The sequence below is a fragment of the Rhodococcus sp. IEGM 27 genome (assembly GCF_033142305.1).
GTDB classification, from domain to species: domain Bacteria; phylum Actinomycetota; class Actinomycetes; order Mycobacteriales; family Mycobacteriaceae; genus Rhodococcus_F; species Rhodococcus_F oxybenzonivorans.
Genome location: NZ_JAWLSG010000012.1, coordinates 74,725 through 90,000 on the forward strand (window position 1 = coordinate 74,725; position 15,276 = coordinate 90,000).

General features: G+C 63.2%; 15 protein-coding genes. 9 read left to right on the forward strand and 6 right to left on the reverse strand.

What is annotated here, in order from left to right; all coding sequences use genetic code 11:
- Positions 1 to 47 precede the first annotated feature (47 nt).
- The 6 genes from rsmG to rpmH form a co-directional block, all read right to left on the reverse strand.
- On the reverse strand, positions 48 to 731 hold the full coding sequence (gene rsmG / locus R4P95_RS28685) for a 16S rRNA (guanine(527)-N(7))-methyltransferase RsmG (RefSeq protein ID WP_213575436.1): 684 nt from the start codon (positions 729 to 731) through the stop codon (positions 48 to 50).
- 1,820 nt (positions 732 to 2,551) lie between these two features.
- Positions 2,552 to 3,106, reverse strand: a complete 555-nt coding sequence (locus R4P95_RS28690; protein ID WP_109334759.1) for a protein jag — start codon at positions 3,104 to 3,106, stop codon at positions 2,552 to 2,554.
- Positions 3,107 to 3,125: 19 nt separating this feature from the next.
- Positions 3,126 to 4,235, reverse strand: coding sequence for a membrane protein insertase YidC (gene yidC / locus R4P95_RS28695; protein ID WP_213575435.1), 1,110 nt, complete (start codon positions 4,233 to 4,235; stop codon positions 3,126 to 3,128).
- Between the two features lie 4 nt (positions 4,236 to 4,239).
- The gene (yidD, locus tag R4P95_RS28700) at positions 4,240 to 4,632 is read right to left on the reverse strand and encodes a membrane protein insertion efficiency factor YidD (RefSeq protein ID WP_213575434.1); all 393 of its coding nucleotides are present in this window, start codon (positions 4,630 to 4,632) and stop codon (positions 4,240 to 4,242) included.
- A gap of 6 nt (positions 4,633 to 4,638) precedes the next feature.
- On the reverse strand, positions 4,639 to 5,004 hold the full coding sequence (gene rnpA / locus R4P95_RS28705) for a ribonuclease P protein component (RefSeq protein WP_213575433.1): 366 nt from the start codon (positions 5,002 to 5,004) through the stop codon (positions 4,639 to 4,641).
- Positions 5,005 to 5,031: 27 nt separating this feature from the next.
- Positions 5,032 to 5,175 carry a 50S ribosomal protein L34 gene (rpmH, locus tag R4P95_RS28710; protein WP_005263481.1) on the reverse strand — a complete coding sequence of 48 codons (144 nt, stop codon included), beginning with the start codon at positions 5,173 to 5,175 and terminating at the stop codon, positions 5,032 to 5,034.
- Between the two features lie 706 nt (positions 5,176 to 5,881).
- Between rpmH and dnaA the strand changes: the two genes are divergently transcribed.
- The 9 genes from dnaA (at position 5,882) to R4P95_RS28755 (ending at position 15,191) form a co-directional block, all read left to right on the forward strand.
- On the forward strand, positions 5,882 to 7,468 hold the full coding sequence (gene dnaA / locus R4P95_RS28715; RefSeq protein WP_213575432.1) for a chromosomal replication initiator protein DnaA: 1,587 nt from the start codon (positions 5,882 to 5,884) through the stop codon (positions 7,466 to 7,468).
- Positions 7,469 to 7,525: 57 nt separating this feature from the next.
- The gene (locus R4P95_RS28720) at positions 7,526 to 7,780 is read left to right on the forward strand and encodes a hypothetical protein (protein ID WP_317747260.1); all 255 of its coding nucleotides are present in this window, start codon (positions 7,526 to 7,528) and stop codon (positions 7,778 to 7,780) included.
- Positions 7,781 to 8,129: 349 nt separating this feature from the next.
- Entirely contained in the window at positions 8,130 to 9,314 is a 1,185-nt protein-coding gene (gene dnaN, locus R4P95_RS28725) for a DNA polymerase III subunit beta (protein ID WP_109325305.1), read from the forward strand.
- Positions 9,311 to 10,288, forward strand: coding sequence for a phosphogluconate dehydrogenase (NAD(+)-dependent, decarboxylating) (gene gnd, locus R4P95_RS28730; protein ID WP_283254081.1), 978 nt, complete (start codon positions 9,311 to 9,313; stop codon positions 10,286 to 10,288). The genes dnaN and gnd overlap by 4 nt, the downstream gene beginning before the upstream one ends.
- Positions 10,289 to 11,530, forward strand: coding sequence for a DNA replication/repair protein RecF (recF, locus tag R4P95_RS28735; protein WP_213575429.1), 1,242 nt, complete (start codon positions 10,289 to 10,291; stop codon positions 11,528 to 11,530).
- Entirely contained in the window at positions 11,514 to 12,074 is a 561-nt protein-coding gene (locus R4P95_RS28740) for a DUF721 family protein (RefSeq protein WP_109325312.1), read from the forward strand. The genes recF and R4P95_RS28740 overlap by 17 nt, the downstream gene beginning before the upstream one ends.
- A 123-nt stretch (positions 12,075 to 12,197) precedes the next feature.
- Positions 12,198 to 13,112 (forward strand): metal-dependent hydrolase, encoded by a 915-nt coding sequence (locus tag R4P95_RS28745; RefSeq protein ID WP_317747262.1) that lies wholly within the window; start codon positions 12,198 to 12,200, stop codon positions 13,110 to 13,112.
- Positions 13,109 to 14,227, forward strand: a complete 1,119-nt coding sequence (locus R4P95_RS28750; protein ID WP_317747264.1) for a PDR/VanB family oxidoreductase — start codon at positions 13,109 to 13,111, stop codon at positions 14,225 to 14,227. Before R4P95_RS28745 ends, R4P95_RS28750 begins: the two co-directional genes overlap by 4 nt.
- A gap of 40 nt (positions 14,228 to 14,267) precedes the next feature.
- On the forward strand, positions 14,268 to 15,191 hold the full coding sequence (locus R4P95_RS28755) for an alpha/beta fold hydrolase (protein WP_213575426.1): 924 nt from the start codon (positions 14,268 to 14,270) through the stop codon (positions 15,189 to 15,191).
- The last annotated feature ends 85 nt before the right edge of the window (positions 15,192 to 15,276 follow it).

A 15,276-nucleotide genomic window follows, 5' to 3' on the forward strand; every position in this document is an offset into this window, starting at 1 on the left:
TCGCTCGTTACTCGACATACTCACTCCGCATCCGTCGCCCGAGTGTCTCATCGGCGTTGACGGCGTTTCGGTACACGCTCTGCCCGAACCACCACGGTAGGAACCGGAAGAAGACCCACTCCACATTCCACGATGTCCAGCTTGCCAGCACCCAGCCGAGTCAAAGCGGCACGGTCGCGGTCGATCTCGTCGGCCGCGCTCGAACCCTTCAGTGCAAGCATTCTCCCATGCTCGTGGATCAACGGCAGCGACCACTTGGCCAACTTCTCCAACGGTGCCACTGCCCGCGATGTGACGACATCCGCGCCACCGGCTTCTTTCACCACGCCAGACTCTTCCGCACGACCACGGACAACCAACACATCCAGACCGTTGGATTCGACGAACTCCGCAAGATACACCGACCGTCGCAACAGCGGCTCGACCAATGTGATCCGCAAGTCAGGGCGGGCAATTGCCAACGGAATACCGGGCAATCCCGCTCCGCTCCCGACATCCACCACGGACTCGCCCTCAGCGATCAACTCACCGATCACTGCACAGTTGAGAAGGTGCCGTTCCCACAGCCGAGGAACCTCTCGTGGCCCGATCAGGCCACGCTCTACACCGTCACTTGCCAGAGACTTGTAGTACCGCTCCGCGATGTCGAATCGTTCACCGAACACCTGGCGAGCCGCCGCTTGTTCGTCCCAGTCGGCCGGCTTCTCACCATTCGGTTCCACGTGAAACATCCTCCCGCGAAGAGCTCATCTTCTACAAACTCAGCCTCTCCATTATCCGCCCTGATTCCCGACTGCGTCCCCTAACACCCACCCGCAACGCCGAACAGTGTTTAGACCGCCACACCCTCGGTGGGGGAGGGGAGGGGCACCGTCGGCGAAACCCCGCCACCGGACGGACAACAGACGATCAGCGGGCACGCAATGAAACGTGCGCTCCCGCCTTGCCCCACGATCGAGAGGTTGACCTCTTGCGAGGCATCCGCTTCCGTGTGCGCTCGGGATGCGGTTTCTTGCCGAGGGTTGTGTCCGGCGCTCGGACACACGTCGGACCCCCTTTCATGCTTCTCCAACGGGCCATATCTCGGCTCGTGTTTCACGTGCAACATGCGGACACGCTCTCGGGATCGTCGCCGACTTCACTGCGGATACGCACGCCCGGCCCGGCCTAGCGAAGTCCATTAGGACTTAAGGCGCCATCTCTGCGTCGAACATAAGCCCTCGACGCAGATGGACCCGCAGTGACGCCGGTTCCACGTGAAACATTGACTAGCTGTGACGGACCTTGCGTTCCGAACTGTGAGGGTTTCACCCGATTTGGGCGCATCCTCAACTTCAGCTCGGCGTCGGTGAACCCGCACCGCCTGTCGTCGACAATCAGTGGGTAGTGCGACGGTATGCGGTACAGGAGACGCTGGGCGCGCTGCCGGGAACCGGTGTACCCGTTCGGCGGCCTGGAAGCTACCGCGAAGAAGCTCGCCCGCCTCTGTGCCGGCGCAGGTGGCCCCGAGTTCAGGCATTCACCACAGGGCGGCCGACGTGTGGGGGTCGGCCGAGGTCTCGTTCTCGAACGCGGCCGTTGGGCAACTCCCTTGGTGCGGCGTCAGTCCGAGAATCATCAACGGCCACCATCGGTGGTTCCACGTGAAACATCGCTCCCGGGTGCCGACATACATTTTAAACCGATCGGCTGACGAGACCGCCGACACAGGGGTCATATCGTCGCCATCCAATCCTGCCGCTGCTGCCGCCACTATCGCTGCATCTCCGATTGCCTGACGAATCCCGAGATGCGCCCATTGCGGCGCGTCGACAGGGACGACTCTGAATCATCACAGTGACGAAACTCCGAGGGGTGGTTGGATAGCCGGAAACCGACCCCAAATTTCGCCAATTTTCGTAATGGCACCGCCCGTCTCACCTGAACCGAAGGAATCCCGGACCGCCGACCGCTTGCCGCTGGGTCCAAAGGCCAGCACCGAAACCAGCCTCCTCCGACGGTCCAGGCACACCTTCGCGCGCTTCGATCGAAACGAGCATCACGATCACGCGGTCGTGCGCAGTCGGCATCCTCGGTGGAAGTGTGGCACGGCGCAAGTAGCCGAGCTCGCTGCAGCGAAACTCAATCGACCGGAACGCCTGTCTCTCGCCGGTATCGCCACCGACGTCGCTCGGCCCCAGGCCCTAACGCGCGTGGCACCAATCCTTCGTCGAGCCATGACCACACACGCCGACTCGACGAATGGACGATTCACCGGTTCCGGTCCAGGAGGAGTTCGCAGAATCGGCAGTCGCGGACGCCTCCCTCCCACCGAGCCGTCCGGACGGCCGTCCAGGCCATCACGTCCAGTGCACGCGCGAGGGCCGTGGATCATCACCATGTCTTGCAGTGAGTGACTGTGGCACATTGCCGTCCGGCCGACGACTCAGGCCGGGGAGGGGAGGGGCTGGTGTGTTTCACGTGAAACGAGAGATACCGACCACCGTTGCCGGAACGGAGAAGGCGGGCCCAAGGTATCCCTGGGCCCGCCTTCGAAATGTGGTGTGCTGAGTCAGTCCTTGATCACGACTACGCGACGCGACGGCTCGGCGCCCTCACTCTCGCTGGAGACCCCAGCGACCTTGGCAACAGCGTCGTGCACGATCTTCCGCTCAAACGGGGTCATCGGAGTGAGCTCCTCCCGTTCGCCGGTCTCGAGCACGCGGCGTGCTGCGGACGCACCCAACTCGGTGAGTTCCGCGCGACGCCCGGCACGCCAACCAGCGATGTCCAGCATCAGTCGGCTGCGTTCACCCGTTGCCTGCTGCACAGCAAGGCGTGTGAGTTCCTGGAGTGCGTCGAGTACCTCACCTTTGCGGCCGACCAACTTGGTGAGATCGTCACCCCCGTCGATACTGACGACTGCTCGATCGCCTTCGACGTCCAGATCGATATCACCATCGAAATCGAGCACGTCGAGGAGCTGCTCGAGGTAGTCGCCGGCGATCTCGCCTTCCTCGATGAGGTAGTCGTCAGAATCGGAGTCAACCTCGGTGTCCGGGTTCTGCGTCGGAGCAGTCACGTCTGTCTCATCTCCGTCCACTGCGATGTCAGGCTCAGTAGCCATACTCGTTCTCTTTTCTGAATCAGCGCCGCTTGCGCTTAGGGGACTTTCCGCGGTTCGTCTGAGGTCGGGCACCGGGTTTCGGCTTCGACGTACCCGTCGGTGAACCGTCACCGCTCACAGTTCCCGTCGGCTGTTCGGAGGCGTCGTCTTCCACCACTCCGTCGACGACCTCTGGTTCGCCCGGGGCTCCGTCTACCGCAGCCTTCTTCTTCTTCGAAAGATTGGGGCGTGCACCGGGCTTCGGGGCGTTCTCCGCTCGACGAGCCAGCGCTGCCTGCTTCTTCTCTTCCTCTTCCGCATCGATCTTCCGGAAGACGATGTGCTGCTGTGCGTAGGTCCAGATGTTGTTACTGACCCAGTAGAGAAGGATTGCGATGGGGAGGAAGGGGCCACCGACAAGGACGCCCAGTGGGAAAATCCACAGCGCAAGCTTGTTCATGATCGCGGACTGCGGGTTCGCGGCGGCCTCAGGGCTCTGTCGAGCGACGGAGGCGCGGGAGTTGAAGTGCGTCGCAACGCTCGCGATGACCATGAGCGGGATAGCGACCGCTGCAATGTTCAGCATGGTCGGGACCGGACCGTAGATCGCGAACGCCTCGAGCTGATCCGACGGGGTGGTGATCGCAGCCGAAATCGGTGCACCGAAAAGTCGGGCACTCAGGAAGGACTGGACGTCCTCGACGCTGAAGAAGTAGTTCGGCGTGTTCGCGTTGTCCTCGACCGACATGCCGAGCTGGCCGAAACCGGTGCCGGTGCGGTTGAACGACCGAAGAACGTGGAACAGACCGATGAACACAGGCGCCTGAGCAAGCACGGGTAGACAGCCCATGATCGGGTTGAATCCGTGCTCCTTCTGGAGCTTCTGCATCTCGACGGCCTGCCGCTGGCGGTCACCTGCGTACTTCTTCTGCAGTGCCTTGATCTGCGGTTGCAGTTCCTGCATCTGGCGCGTGGTACGCACCTGCTTGACGAAAGGCTTGTACAGGATGGCGCGCAAGGTGAAAACGAGGAACACCACGGAGAGGGCCCACGTGAAGCCACTGTCCGGTCCCAGGAAGGGAATCGCCCCGAAAACCTTGTGCCAGACCCACAGGATCCCGGACACCGGATAGTAAATGAAGTCGAGCACGGCTCTATGTACTCCTCTGTTCGTCCACGTTCACCGGACAGTGGTGACGGCTACCCGGATGACGGCTACCCGCATGTTGGTGAGGGATCGAATCCGGCCCACCGGGCACGGGATCCCACCCACCAGGGTGCCAGGGCGCACATTTCGCCAGCCGGACCACCGTCAAGACAAGACCTTTGAGAACCCCGTGGGTGCGCAGGGATTCGACTGCGTACTCGCTACAGGTGGGTGTGAACCGGCAGGTCGGCAACCTCAGGGGCGACACATATGTCCGGTACAACTCGATCAGAAAGATAAGGATTCGCGCCGGGAGGGCACGGATGGTCGCCCACGTGGACGTCGTCGGGGTATCGGCACCCGCCACGGCGGCGCGCGACTCGTCGAGTGCGCTTTTCATGCGAAGTTACTCATGCGCAAGAAGATCCAATCGGGAGAGACCTGCACGAAGTTGCTTGTCCAGATCCCGGCTACTTGCAGTCGCGGCTCCCGGAAGAGCCCGAATCACCACATCGGTGGTGACTGGAACAGCACCCACCAGGTCGATGCAGATATGACGAAGCCGGCGTGCGACTCGATGTCGAATCACCGCCGGCCCGACAGCCTTACTCACAACCAGTCCAAATCGTGGACCGCCGCTACTCACCAGCTCATCTGTCTGTCCACGGTCGAATGCGTGGACAACCAGATCGCGTCTTCCCATCCGGCGACCGCGTCGTACAGTCAACGAAAAGTCTGAATGACGACGCAATCGGTACGGCTCAGGCAACACCCCGAGCTCCTGAACCCAGTATCGGGATCAGGCGGTGAGGGATTCGCGGCCCTTACGGCGACGCGCCGAAACGATTGCACGACCCGCACGGGTGCGCATACGAAGACGGAAGCCGTGAACGCGCGCGCGGCGTCGGTTGTTCGGCTGGAACGTCCGCTTGCCCTTGGCCACGGTCAACACTCCTCGAAATTCATCGACGCCTCCCGGCGTCCTGGATCTAACATGGTCGAAAACTCAGGTGGTCAACCAGCAGTGACACACGACATCGCCGCTGGACTGAATCCAGCACGATACCGCCACCTCACCACAGGGTGACTGTTCGAGAGTACTGATGACTCCCGGTCAGGTCAAACTCGCTCACCTGCGCTTCCTCTGCGAACGGGATGACCGACACGCCGAGGTTTGATAAATGCTTGCACCCCAACTTCCGATGTGCCAAACCGCTGTGAGGTTGCCGACACTGTTGCTAGCGTTGAAACATGGTCTCGCCGATGAACCCTGATCGAGTGCCCAGCTCTCGACTTCACCGTTCTCATCTGCACATTCACCACAATTCATCCACAGGGCACAGATGGTGTCCCGCCTTCGGTCACCCCGAGGGTTGCTGACGCACGTCACATCCCTGGTCGGTCCACCCCCCTCATTCGGACGTCCTGCGCAAAACCGCAGCTCAGGGCGGTAAATCTGGAATTTCCGCCTCGTAACGACGTCTTCACACCGGTCCTCCATGCTTTGTCCACATCTGTGGATAATTGTGTGGAAACACAGTTCAGATGGCATATTCGTAGGTCCGTACGGGGTCCATCCTCAGGTCGGGGAACGCCCAATTCCACCTCGGCGACGGCACCGACATCTCGACAAACTGGGGAGGAACCACGTGAACGAGGATCCGAATGCACTCGCACGGATCTGGATCGACGTCGTCGCTGACCTCACGTCAGATTCACCCGGTGGCGATCTGCCACCGTTGACGCGTGGCCAGAAGGCATGGTTGGCACTCGTCAAACCTTTGACACTCGCCCAGGGTTTCGCTCTACTTTCGGTTCCGTCGCCGTTCGCGCAGGAAGCGATCGAGCGGGACCTTCGTGAACCGATCCTCCACGCGCTGGGCCGGCACCTCGGTGAACAAGTGGAGGGTCTCGGCGTTCGGATCGCAGCCCCGGTCGACAACGAACCCGATTCCGATCCTCCTCCCCGGGACCACCGACCCGAACCGGACCACCGGCACACTCCCCGGCATCTCGAGCCTTCGGCCACCAGCGCGGGCACCTATCGCCGTCGCCGATTCGGTTCCGGTGAAGACCAGCCCTACTCCGACACCACAGACTTCGAAGAGGTCGACGACGACAGTGAGGCGCTCGCGAGTGTCCACGAATCGTGGCCGTCGTACTTCACGAAACCACCGGCCGGCCCGGCGCCCACAGCGACGGGTGGCAACAGCCTGAACGCGAAGTACACCTTCGACACTTTCGTCATCGGCTCGTCCAACCGCTTCGCACACGCGGCCGCCGTCGCCATCGCCGAGGCTCCTGCCCGCGCCTACAACCCGCTGTTCGTGTGGGGCGCGTCGGGCCTCGGCAAGACCCACCTGTTACATGCGGCCGGTCACTATGCGCAACGTCTCTTCCCGGGGATGCGGGTGAAGTACGTTTCCACCGAAGAGTTCACCAACGACTTCATCAACAGCCTCCGCGACGACCGGAAAGTGGCGTTCAAGCGTCGCTACCGTGAGACCGACGTGCTGCTGGTCGACGACATTCAGTTCATCGAGGGTAAAGAGGGTATCCAGGAGGAGTTCTTCCACACCTTCAATACGCTTCACAATGCGAACAAGCAGATCGTGGTGTCTTCCGACCGACCGCCGAAGCAGCTCGCCACGCTGGAGGAACGCCTCCGCACCCGCTTCGAATGGGGCCTGATCACCGACGTCCAGCCGCCCGAACTCGAGACCCGCATCGCGATCCTCAGCAAGAAGGCCCGCATGGACCGGCTCGAGGTGCCGGACGACGTCCTCGAGTTGATTGCCAGCCGGATCGAGCGGAACATCCGGGAACTCGAGGGGGCACTCATCCGCGTGACCGCTTTCGCGTCCCTGAACAGGCAGCCCCTGGACCTCACGCTGGCCGAAGTAGTCTTGCGTGATCTGATGCCGGATTCGTCGAGTCTCGAGATCAATGCCGCCACGATCATGGCCGTGACGGCTGAGTACTTCAACATGTCGATCGACGACCTGTGTGGCCCGGGCAAGGCCCGTCCGCTGGCGCAGGCACGGCAGATCTCCATGTACCTGTGCCGCGAGCTGACAGACCTCTCGTTGCCGAAGATCGGTCAAACATTCGGCCGCGACCACACCACCGTCATGTACGCGGACAAGAAGATCCGCAAGGAGATGACGGAACGCCGGAAGGTGTACGACCAGGTCCAGGAGCTCACAGCCCGCATCAAGCAGCGCTCCAAGCGGTAGATCTTCGCCCTGCCCTCCTCGTGCCCCGGTAGTTCGATTGCCGGGGCACGAGTCGTCGTGAGGGTGGGGCCGGCGAGTGAGGGGTGGCTCGAGCCGTCCCTCGAGGGCCTCCTCGAGCCCTTCCTCGAGGTCACCCTCGAGGGGTGGCTCGAGCGTCGGCTCGAGGGGGTACTCGAGGGTGGGCGCACCGAGCGGGGGCGCGACACACCGGTGCAACACGCCGACGCCGAGACCTGGGGAAAAGCATTCACACCTGTGGATAAGTGTGGGGATGACGGGGAATCTCTGTGGACAGAACGTGTAGAACTTTGAACAACCTCGAGTAGTCCACACGGGTGCCTGATTGGTCCTCGAGTTTGTCCTCGAGAATTCCCCATGCGGGCGGGCGGACCGACCAGCGCCTAAGGCCGTTCGTCCACAGATTCCACAGGACCTAATAGTACTTCTGAATATTTCTTCTAAGAAACTCTTTCAAAACAGGCTTGGGGATCGAGTCGGTTCACAGGCCTCCGCCGGGGACTCGAGGACCGGGGCGTTCCGCTTTCAAGTTCGTCCTCGAGGGCTTACGGTTATGCATCGCCGCTCTGTGAAAGACTGCAGTGCCAGTGGTCACGGCTCGACCGTGCCGACCAACCGTGCTACCGAGAGGAACAACCCGGCGATGGAGCTTGGAAGCCTGAAGTTTCGCGTCTCCCGGGAAGAATTCGCTGATTCAGTGGCATGGGTCGCCCGCAGTCTGCCGTCGCGACCCCCTGTCCCGGTTCTCGGCGGGGTTCTCCTTGACGCAACCGAACAAGGGTTGACGGTTTCCGGATTCGACTACGAGGTGTCGGCCCAGGTGCGGGTTGCGGCAGAGGTCGGCAGTACGGGACAGGTCCTGGTGTCCGGCAAGTTGCTGGCTGACATCACGAAGGCGCTCCCGAACAAGCCGGTCGATGTGACCCTCGAAGGCACACGCGTTCTGATCGCCTGTGGAAGTGCCAAGTTCTCGCTGCCCACCATGCCGGTCGAGGACTACCCCCAGCTACCGCAGCTGCCCCAGCAAACTGGTTCGATCCCCGCGGACCTGTTCTCCGAGGCAATCAGCCAGGTGGCGGTCGCTGCCGGCCGAGACGACACTCTGCCGATGCTGACGGGCATTCGTGTCGAGATCGAGAAGAGCACGATCGTGCTAGCCGCTACCGACAGGTTCCGTCTCGCCGTGCGTCAACTCGAGTGGTCGCCCACCAATCCCGACACGTCGGCTGCCGTCCTCATCCCTGCCAAGACCTTGTCCGAGTCGGCTAAAACTCTTGCCGGAGATGCCACTTCGCCCGTCGAGCTCGCTCTGGGTTCCGGCTCCGCCGTCGGCAACGACGGCCTTCTCGGCATCGTCAACGACGGCCGCCGCACCACCACCCGACTCCTCGACGCCGAGTTCCCGAAGTTCCGCCAGCTCCTGCCGTCCGAGCACACCGCCATGGCGACTGCCCCGATTGCCCCGCTCATCGAGGCCATCAAGCGTGTGGCGCTGGTCGCGGAGCGGGGCGCACAGGTCCGCCTCCAGTTCTCTGCCGAGGGACTCCTCCTCTCGGCCGGGGGTGACGACGCGGGCCGGGCCGAGGAAGGCCTCAACGCGGTGTTCCGCGGCGAGCCTCTGACCATTGCCTTCAACCCGGGTTATCTGATCGACGGACTCTCCTCGCTCCACAGCGAGGAGGTGCTGTTCGGTTTCACCACCCCCAGCCGTCCAGCCGTGCTGCGCCCCGCCACCGAAGAAGAGATCGAGCCTGACGATTCCGGCAACTTCTCGGCACCCGAGAGTGCGTACACCTACCTGCTGATGCCGGTCCGCCTCCCCGGCTGACGCCTCGCGAGGAGCGAAAGGGTCACTGTCGGAAGAAATCTCACGAGCGGACGGAGATCACGATGCAGGTCGGGTTGGTCGGACTCGGGAAAATGGGATTCAACATGCGCGAGCGTCTGCGCGCGCACGGTCACGAGGTCGTCGGCTACGACCCTCGTCCCGAGGTCACCGACGTGGCATCCCTGGCGGAACTCGCGCAGCGACTCGAGTCTCCGCGAGTCGTGTGGGTGATGGTTCCGGCGGGGAAGATCACCCAGGACACCGTGTCGGAGCTGTCGACCGTGCTCGAGTCCGGGGACCTGGTCATCGACGGTGGAAACTCGAGATATACCGACGACCGTGTGCACGGCGAGATGCTGGCGTCCCGGAGCATCGGTTACCTGGACTGTGGTGTGTCCGGCGGAGTCTGGGGACTCGAGAACGGTTACGGGCTGATGGTCGGTGGCGCGGAAGCCGATGTCGCACGGGCACTTCCGATCTTCGATGCGCTTCGCCCCGAAGGAGAGCGGGCGGACGGCTTCGTCCACGCAGGTCCGATCGGAGCCGGCCACTACGCGAAGATGATTCACAACGGCATCGAATACGGCCTGATGCAGGCGTACGCCGAGGGATACGAATTACTCGAGGCCGAAGAGCTCGTCACCGACGTTCACGGTGTTCTGCGCGCCTGGACCAAGGGCACCGTCGTGCGGTCGTGGCTGCTCGAACTTCTGGTCAAGGCGCTGGGTGACGACCCAGATTTCGCGGAAATCTCCGGGTACACAGAGGATTCCGGTGAGGGCCGCTGGACGGTGCAGGAAGCGATCAACCATGCTGTTCCGGCGCCCGTGATCTCGGCGGCGCTGTTCGCGCGTTTCGCCTCGCGGCAGGAAGATTCCCCGGCCATGAAGGCGGTGTCCGCGCTACGTAACCAGTTCGGTGGACACGCTGTGAAGAAGGCCGCGGGCGAGCCGGAAACCGGCTCTGGAACATAGGTGTTCGTCCGCGCATTCTCGCTCAGAGACTTTCGGTCCTGGGACGCACTGAGCCTTGACCTGCGTCCGGGGTGCACCGTGTTCGTCGGTCCCAACGGACACGGCAAGACGAACGTGCTCGAGGCGCTCGGCTATCTGTCCACGCTGTCGTCGCATCGAGTCAGCTCGGATGCTCCGCTGATCAGGACGGGTACCGGACAGGCCTTCGCGGGCGCGACCGTCGTCAACGCCGGTCGGGAACTGACGGTGGACGTCGAACTGATCGAGGGTAAGTCCAACAAGGCCCGGATCAATCGATCGCCGACTCGTCGTCCGCGCGAAATTCTGGGGATCTTGCAGACGGTGTTGTTCGCCCCCGAGGATCTGTCCTTGGTTCGCGGCGACCCGGGAGATCGGCGGCGCTACCTCGATGAACTCCTCACTTCCCGGATCCCGCGGATGGCCGCAGTGCGTGCGGACTACGACCGTGTCCTACGGCAGCGGTCGGCACTGCTGAAGACGGCCGGCGGTGCGTTGCGGCGGGTCTCGCGCAGCGGTTCTTCCCCTAGTGAGGACGGCGCAAGCGCTCTGGCGACCCTGGAGGTGTGGGATGGGCATCTGGCCGCGCACGGAGCCCAACTGCTCGCCGGAAGGCTACAACTCGTCCACGACCTCGCCCCCCATCTGGCGGAGTCGTACCGATCACTCGCTCCCGAATCCAGACCGGCGAGTATCCGTTACCGCTCGAGCCTCGGCTCGTCCCTCCCGCCGGAATTCACCGACCCATCGCGGAATCCCGCGCCTGATGACATCGCCTTTCTCGAGGAGCGATTCCTCCACGAGTTGTCGGTCATGCGGTCGAAGGAGATCGAGCGGGGGGTGTGCCTGGTCGGACCTCATCGCGACGATCTCGAATTGCAACTCGGCGACACACCTGCCAAGGGATTCGCGAGCCACGGGGAGTCCTGGTCGTTCGCCTTGTCTCTGCGACTGGGGGCGTTCGCGTTGCTGCGAGCAGATGGCAGTGATCCGGTTCTGATGCTGGACGACGTGTTCGCCGAGCTGGACCGGCGTCGTCGCAGTGCGCTCGCCCGCGTCGCCGTGGACGCCGAACAGGTACTCATTACCGCTGCGGTGCCGGAGGACGTTCCCGTAGAACTCGATGCCGTCCGGTTCGGTGTGGAGGCCCGCGACACGGATCGAGGACGCATCTCGCAGATTACGGACAAGAGTAAGGAGTTGCCTGATGACGGAGGGTCATGACCCCACCCCCGCGGAGACTCCGGAACCGGAGTTGAAGGGAGTCGACCTCGCCCGGCGCGCCCTCGAGGAGGCACGGGCCGCCGCAAAGGCGAGCGGTAAATCGGTCGGCCAGGGTCGGCGTTCCGGAACGGGGGTTCGGAGCCTGCGTGCCCGTCGCCGGCGTGGGTGGTCGGGTCCGGGGCCCGACGATCGTGATCCGCAGCCGTTCGGTGCGCTGACGAGCGCACTCGCGAAACAACGAGGCTGGGCACCCAAGGTGTCCGAGGGGACGGTTCTGGGTCGGTGGACGCAGGTTGTCGGTGAGGACATTGCCTCGCACGCCGAGCCGACCGGACTTCGCGACGGAATCTTGAGTGTGTCCGCGGAGTCGACTGCGTGGGCTACCCAGCTGCGAATGATGCAATCACAGATACTCGCGAAAATTGCCGCGGCCGTTGGTGACGGTGTCGTGAAGTCGCTCCGTATCACCGGTCCCTCTGCTCCGAGCTGGCGAAAGGGGGAGCGACACGTGCGCGGTCGCGGGCCGAGGGACACCTACGGCTGAGCTGATTCGGTGACAGGCGCTGGCCGTATCTGATACCCGATGTTACAGTTATCTCGAGTTGTTGAGTGAACTGTGCCACATCGAATCCGCGTGGCTCAGTGGTCGGCACGAAGGAGTAACCGAATGTCCGCCCCGACTGCACCGCGTAACCGAACGGCGATCCCGGAACCGGATCACATTCTGTTGCAGGCCAGAAACGTCGAGTTCGACTGGTCGAACCTCCCGATGCACTGGATCCCGGGCGATCCGTTCAGCACGCATGTTCTGAACGTTCTGCACCTTCTCCTCCCCGCAGGAGAGGAGTGGTTCGTCGACACGTTCAAGCAGGCGCTGCCCCTGATCGAGGACGAGCAACTGCGTGACGACGTCGTGGGCTTCATCGGCCAGGAGGCAATGCACTCCAACGCCCACTCGGGGGTGTTGATTCATCTGAAGGAGAAGGGCCTCGATCCCACGCCCTTCACCGACCAGATGGAATGGACCTTCAAGAAGATTCTGGGACCGCGTCCACTCACCGGGTTGCGGGAAAAGAACCACTTGATCGAGCGCCTCGCCGTCATCGCCGCCATCGAGCACATCACCGCATTTCTCGGTGACTGGGTGCTCAATGCCGAGGGTCTCGATCGCGCGGGAGTGCACCCGACCATGCTCGACCTGCTGCGGTGGCACGGTGCCGAGGAGGTAGAACATCGCTCCGTCGCCTATGACGTCATGCGGTACTTCGACAAGCGTGAATCCCGGCGCATTCGTACCCAGCTGATCGTGACGCCGGTGATCGTATGGCTGTGGGTGCGGGGAACCCGTTTCCTCATGCGTAACGATCCTGAACTCGCCCCGTGGTCGGAACATCGGCGTAAGCCGCATCTGTCCGACTTCTTCGCGGCGGGTAAGCGGGGAACCTTGCCCACGGCATGGGAGCTGACGAAAAGAATGTCGACGTATTTCACTCGGTCGTACCACCCCTCGAACGAGGGGTCCACGGCGCAGGCGGTGAAGTACCTGGCGTCGTCGCCGGCGGCACAGGCGGCGCAACGATGAAACTCGCTTCCATGCGAAACGTTTTGAAAGCCAAGGGGCTGACTCGCTACGACGCACCGCCGGACATCAAGGGTCGAGAACGACCGGACCGCGCCATGCGTATCACCGAGGCCGTCGCCGAGAAGTACCTTCGGGTGCTCACGGCCTACGAGTACAACCCGGTGGTTGCCGGGCACAATCCCGACAGCGCGATGACGCTCGTCGTGTCGCACCGTCAGGTCGTGGCCCGCGACGCCAACGTGGTGTTGCTCCGGTTCGAGTCGGAAGACGGTGCGGCACTTCCCGAGTGGCACCCCGGGTCGCATCTCGACTTTCACCTGCCCTCCGGTCTTCGGCGCCAGTACTCGTTGTGCGGCGATCCGTCCGATCGACACGGCTACAGTGTCGCCGTCCGGCGAATCCCGGACGGGGGCGGCGGCTCCGTCGAGATGCACGCGCTCGAGCCCGGGTCCTCGGTGACGGTCCGCGGTCCCCGTAACGGGTTTCCGTTCGTCGGTGAGGGCAGCGCGCTGTTCGTCGCAGGCGGTATCGGAATCACTCCCATCCTGGCGATGGTGAGGGCGGCTCGCGAACTCGGAATGGATTGGCAGTTCGTGTATTCCGGGCGTTCGCGTGAATCGATGCCGTTTCTCGACGAGATCGAAACCTTCGACTCCGCACGGGTGTTCATCCGTCCCGACGACGAGTTCGGACTGCCGAGCTCGACCGACCTGCTCGAGCGTGCCGCCCCCGGCGGCGCGGTCTACTGTTGCGGGCCCACCCCGATGCTCGAATCGGTACGGCGCGGATTCGCGAACAGTCCTGCCACGGCGCTGCATTTCGAACGTTTCGGTGCACCACCGGTACTCGACGGCCGCGAGTTCGAAGTGCAACTGGTAAGCACCGGCGAAGTGCTGACCGTTCCCGCCGACGAGTCGGCGCTGAGCGTGATCAAAGACAGGCTGCCCGGTGTCGGATATTCGTGCCAGCAGGGTTTCTGCGGTACCTGCCGGGTAAAGGTACTGGCGGGCAAAGCGGAACACCGTGAAAACCGGCTCACCGACGCCGAGCAACAGGACGAAATGCTCATCTGTGTCTCCCGTTCCGAGGGCGGTCGTCTCGTCCTCGACCTGTGAACCGACGACACCGAAGCTTCGAAAGAGTCGAGGACCCTTCATGAGTGCACACATCCCCGGTACTGCCGTGCGGATTTCCCACGGACCCGTGGAACTAGCGGTGTTCGAACAGGGCAATCCTGCCGGCGACACGATTGTCCTGGTACACGGCTGGCCGGACACCCACGAGTTGTGGCAACGCGTGGTGCCCTTCTTGGCGGAGCGTTTCCGGGTGATCAGCTACGACAGTCGCGGGGCAGGGGACAGCACCGTGCCCACCCGCGTCGCGGACTATCGACTGCCCGAGCTGGCGGGTGACCTGTTCGCGGTCATCGATGCGGTGAGCCCGGGGAAGCCGGTTCATGTCCTCGCCCACGACTGGGGGTCTGTGGAGGCGTGGGAAGCCGTCTGTGAGCAGGGGGCCGCCGAGCGGATCGCGTCCTTCACGTCGGTGTCCGGGCCCAACCTCGATCACCTGGGCAAGTGGATGCGCCGCCGGATATCGGACCGCAGCTTCGGTGGACCGCTCGCCCAGGCGGTGGCGTCGGCCTACACGGTTCTGTTCCAGATTCCCGGGCTTGCCACACTGCCGCTTCGGTTGTGGTTCTCGCGGCACTGGCCGGCATTCCTGAAATTCTTCGACGGACTGGACCCCGCGCTCGTGCGGCCCGGCCCGACGCTGGCGGACGACATGGTGAATGGTCTGAAGCTCTACCGGGCGAATATCAGGACGTGTCTCGGCAGGCCTCGCGACCGCTACACGGACGTGCCCGTTCAGCTGATTCTCAACGCCAGAGACAAGGCAGTGCGCCCGGTGGGCTACGAGGACACCGAGAAATGGGCACCCGACCTGCGACGTCGTCACATCGACGCCGGACATTGGTCACCGATCTCGCACGCGGAGGACATTGCCCAGCTCACGGCGGAGTTCGTCCTCGATCTCGACGAGCGGGCGTTCCGCGATGTCGGGGAGCGCGGCGCCTGACGAATCTCAGGGCCGTTCGGCCTAGGTTTTCACCCCCGAACCATCCTGAAAATTCGCCTACGGGCCGCTCAGGGGTGTCATAGCC

What these genes read in the sequence shown, in the direction of transcription:
- rsmG (WP_213575436.1), bottom strand. Translation starts at nt 731, where the DNA reads ATGTTTCACGTGGAACCGAATGGTGAGAAGCCGGCCGACTGGGACGAA.
- R4P95_RS28690 (WP_109334759.1), bottom strand. Translation starts at nt 3,106, where the DNA reads ATGGCTACTGAGCCTGACATCGCAGTGGACGGAGATGAGACAGACGTG.
- yidD (WP_213575434.1), bottom strand. Translation starts at nt 4,632, where the DNA reads ATGAAAAGCGCACTCGACGAGTCGCGCGCCGCCGTGGCGGGTGCCGAT.
- dnaN (WP_109325305.1), top strand. Translation starts at nt 8,130, where the DNA reads ATGGAGCTTGGAAGCCTGAAGTTTCGCGTCTCCCGGGAAGAATTCGCT.
- R4P95_RS28740 (WP_109325312.1), top strand. Translation starts at nt 11,514, where the DNA reads ATGACGGAGGGTCATGACCCCACCCCCGCGGAGACTCCGGAACCGGAG.
- R4P95_RS28745 (WP_317747262.1), top strand. Translation starts at nt 12,198, where the DNA reads ATGTCCGCCCCGACTGCACCGCGTAACCGAACGGCGATCCCGGAACCG.
- R4P95_RS28750 (WP_317747264.1), top strand. Translation starts at nt 13,109, where the DNA reads ATGAAACTCGCTTCCATGCGAAACGTTTTGAAAGCCAAGGGGCTGACT.
- R4P95_RS28755 (WP_213575426.1), top strand. Translation starts at nt 14,268, where the DNA reads ATGAGTGCACACATCCCCGGTACTGCCGTGCGGATTTCCCACGGACCC.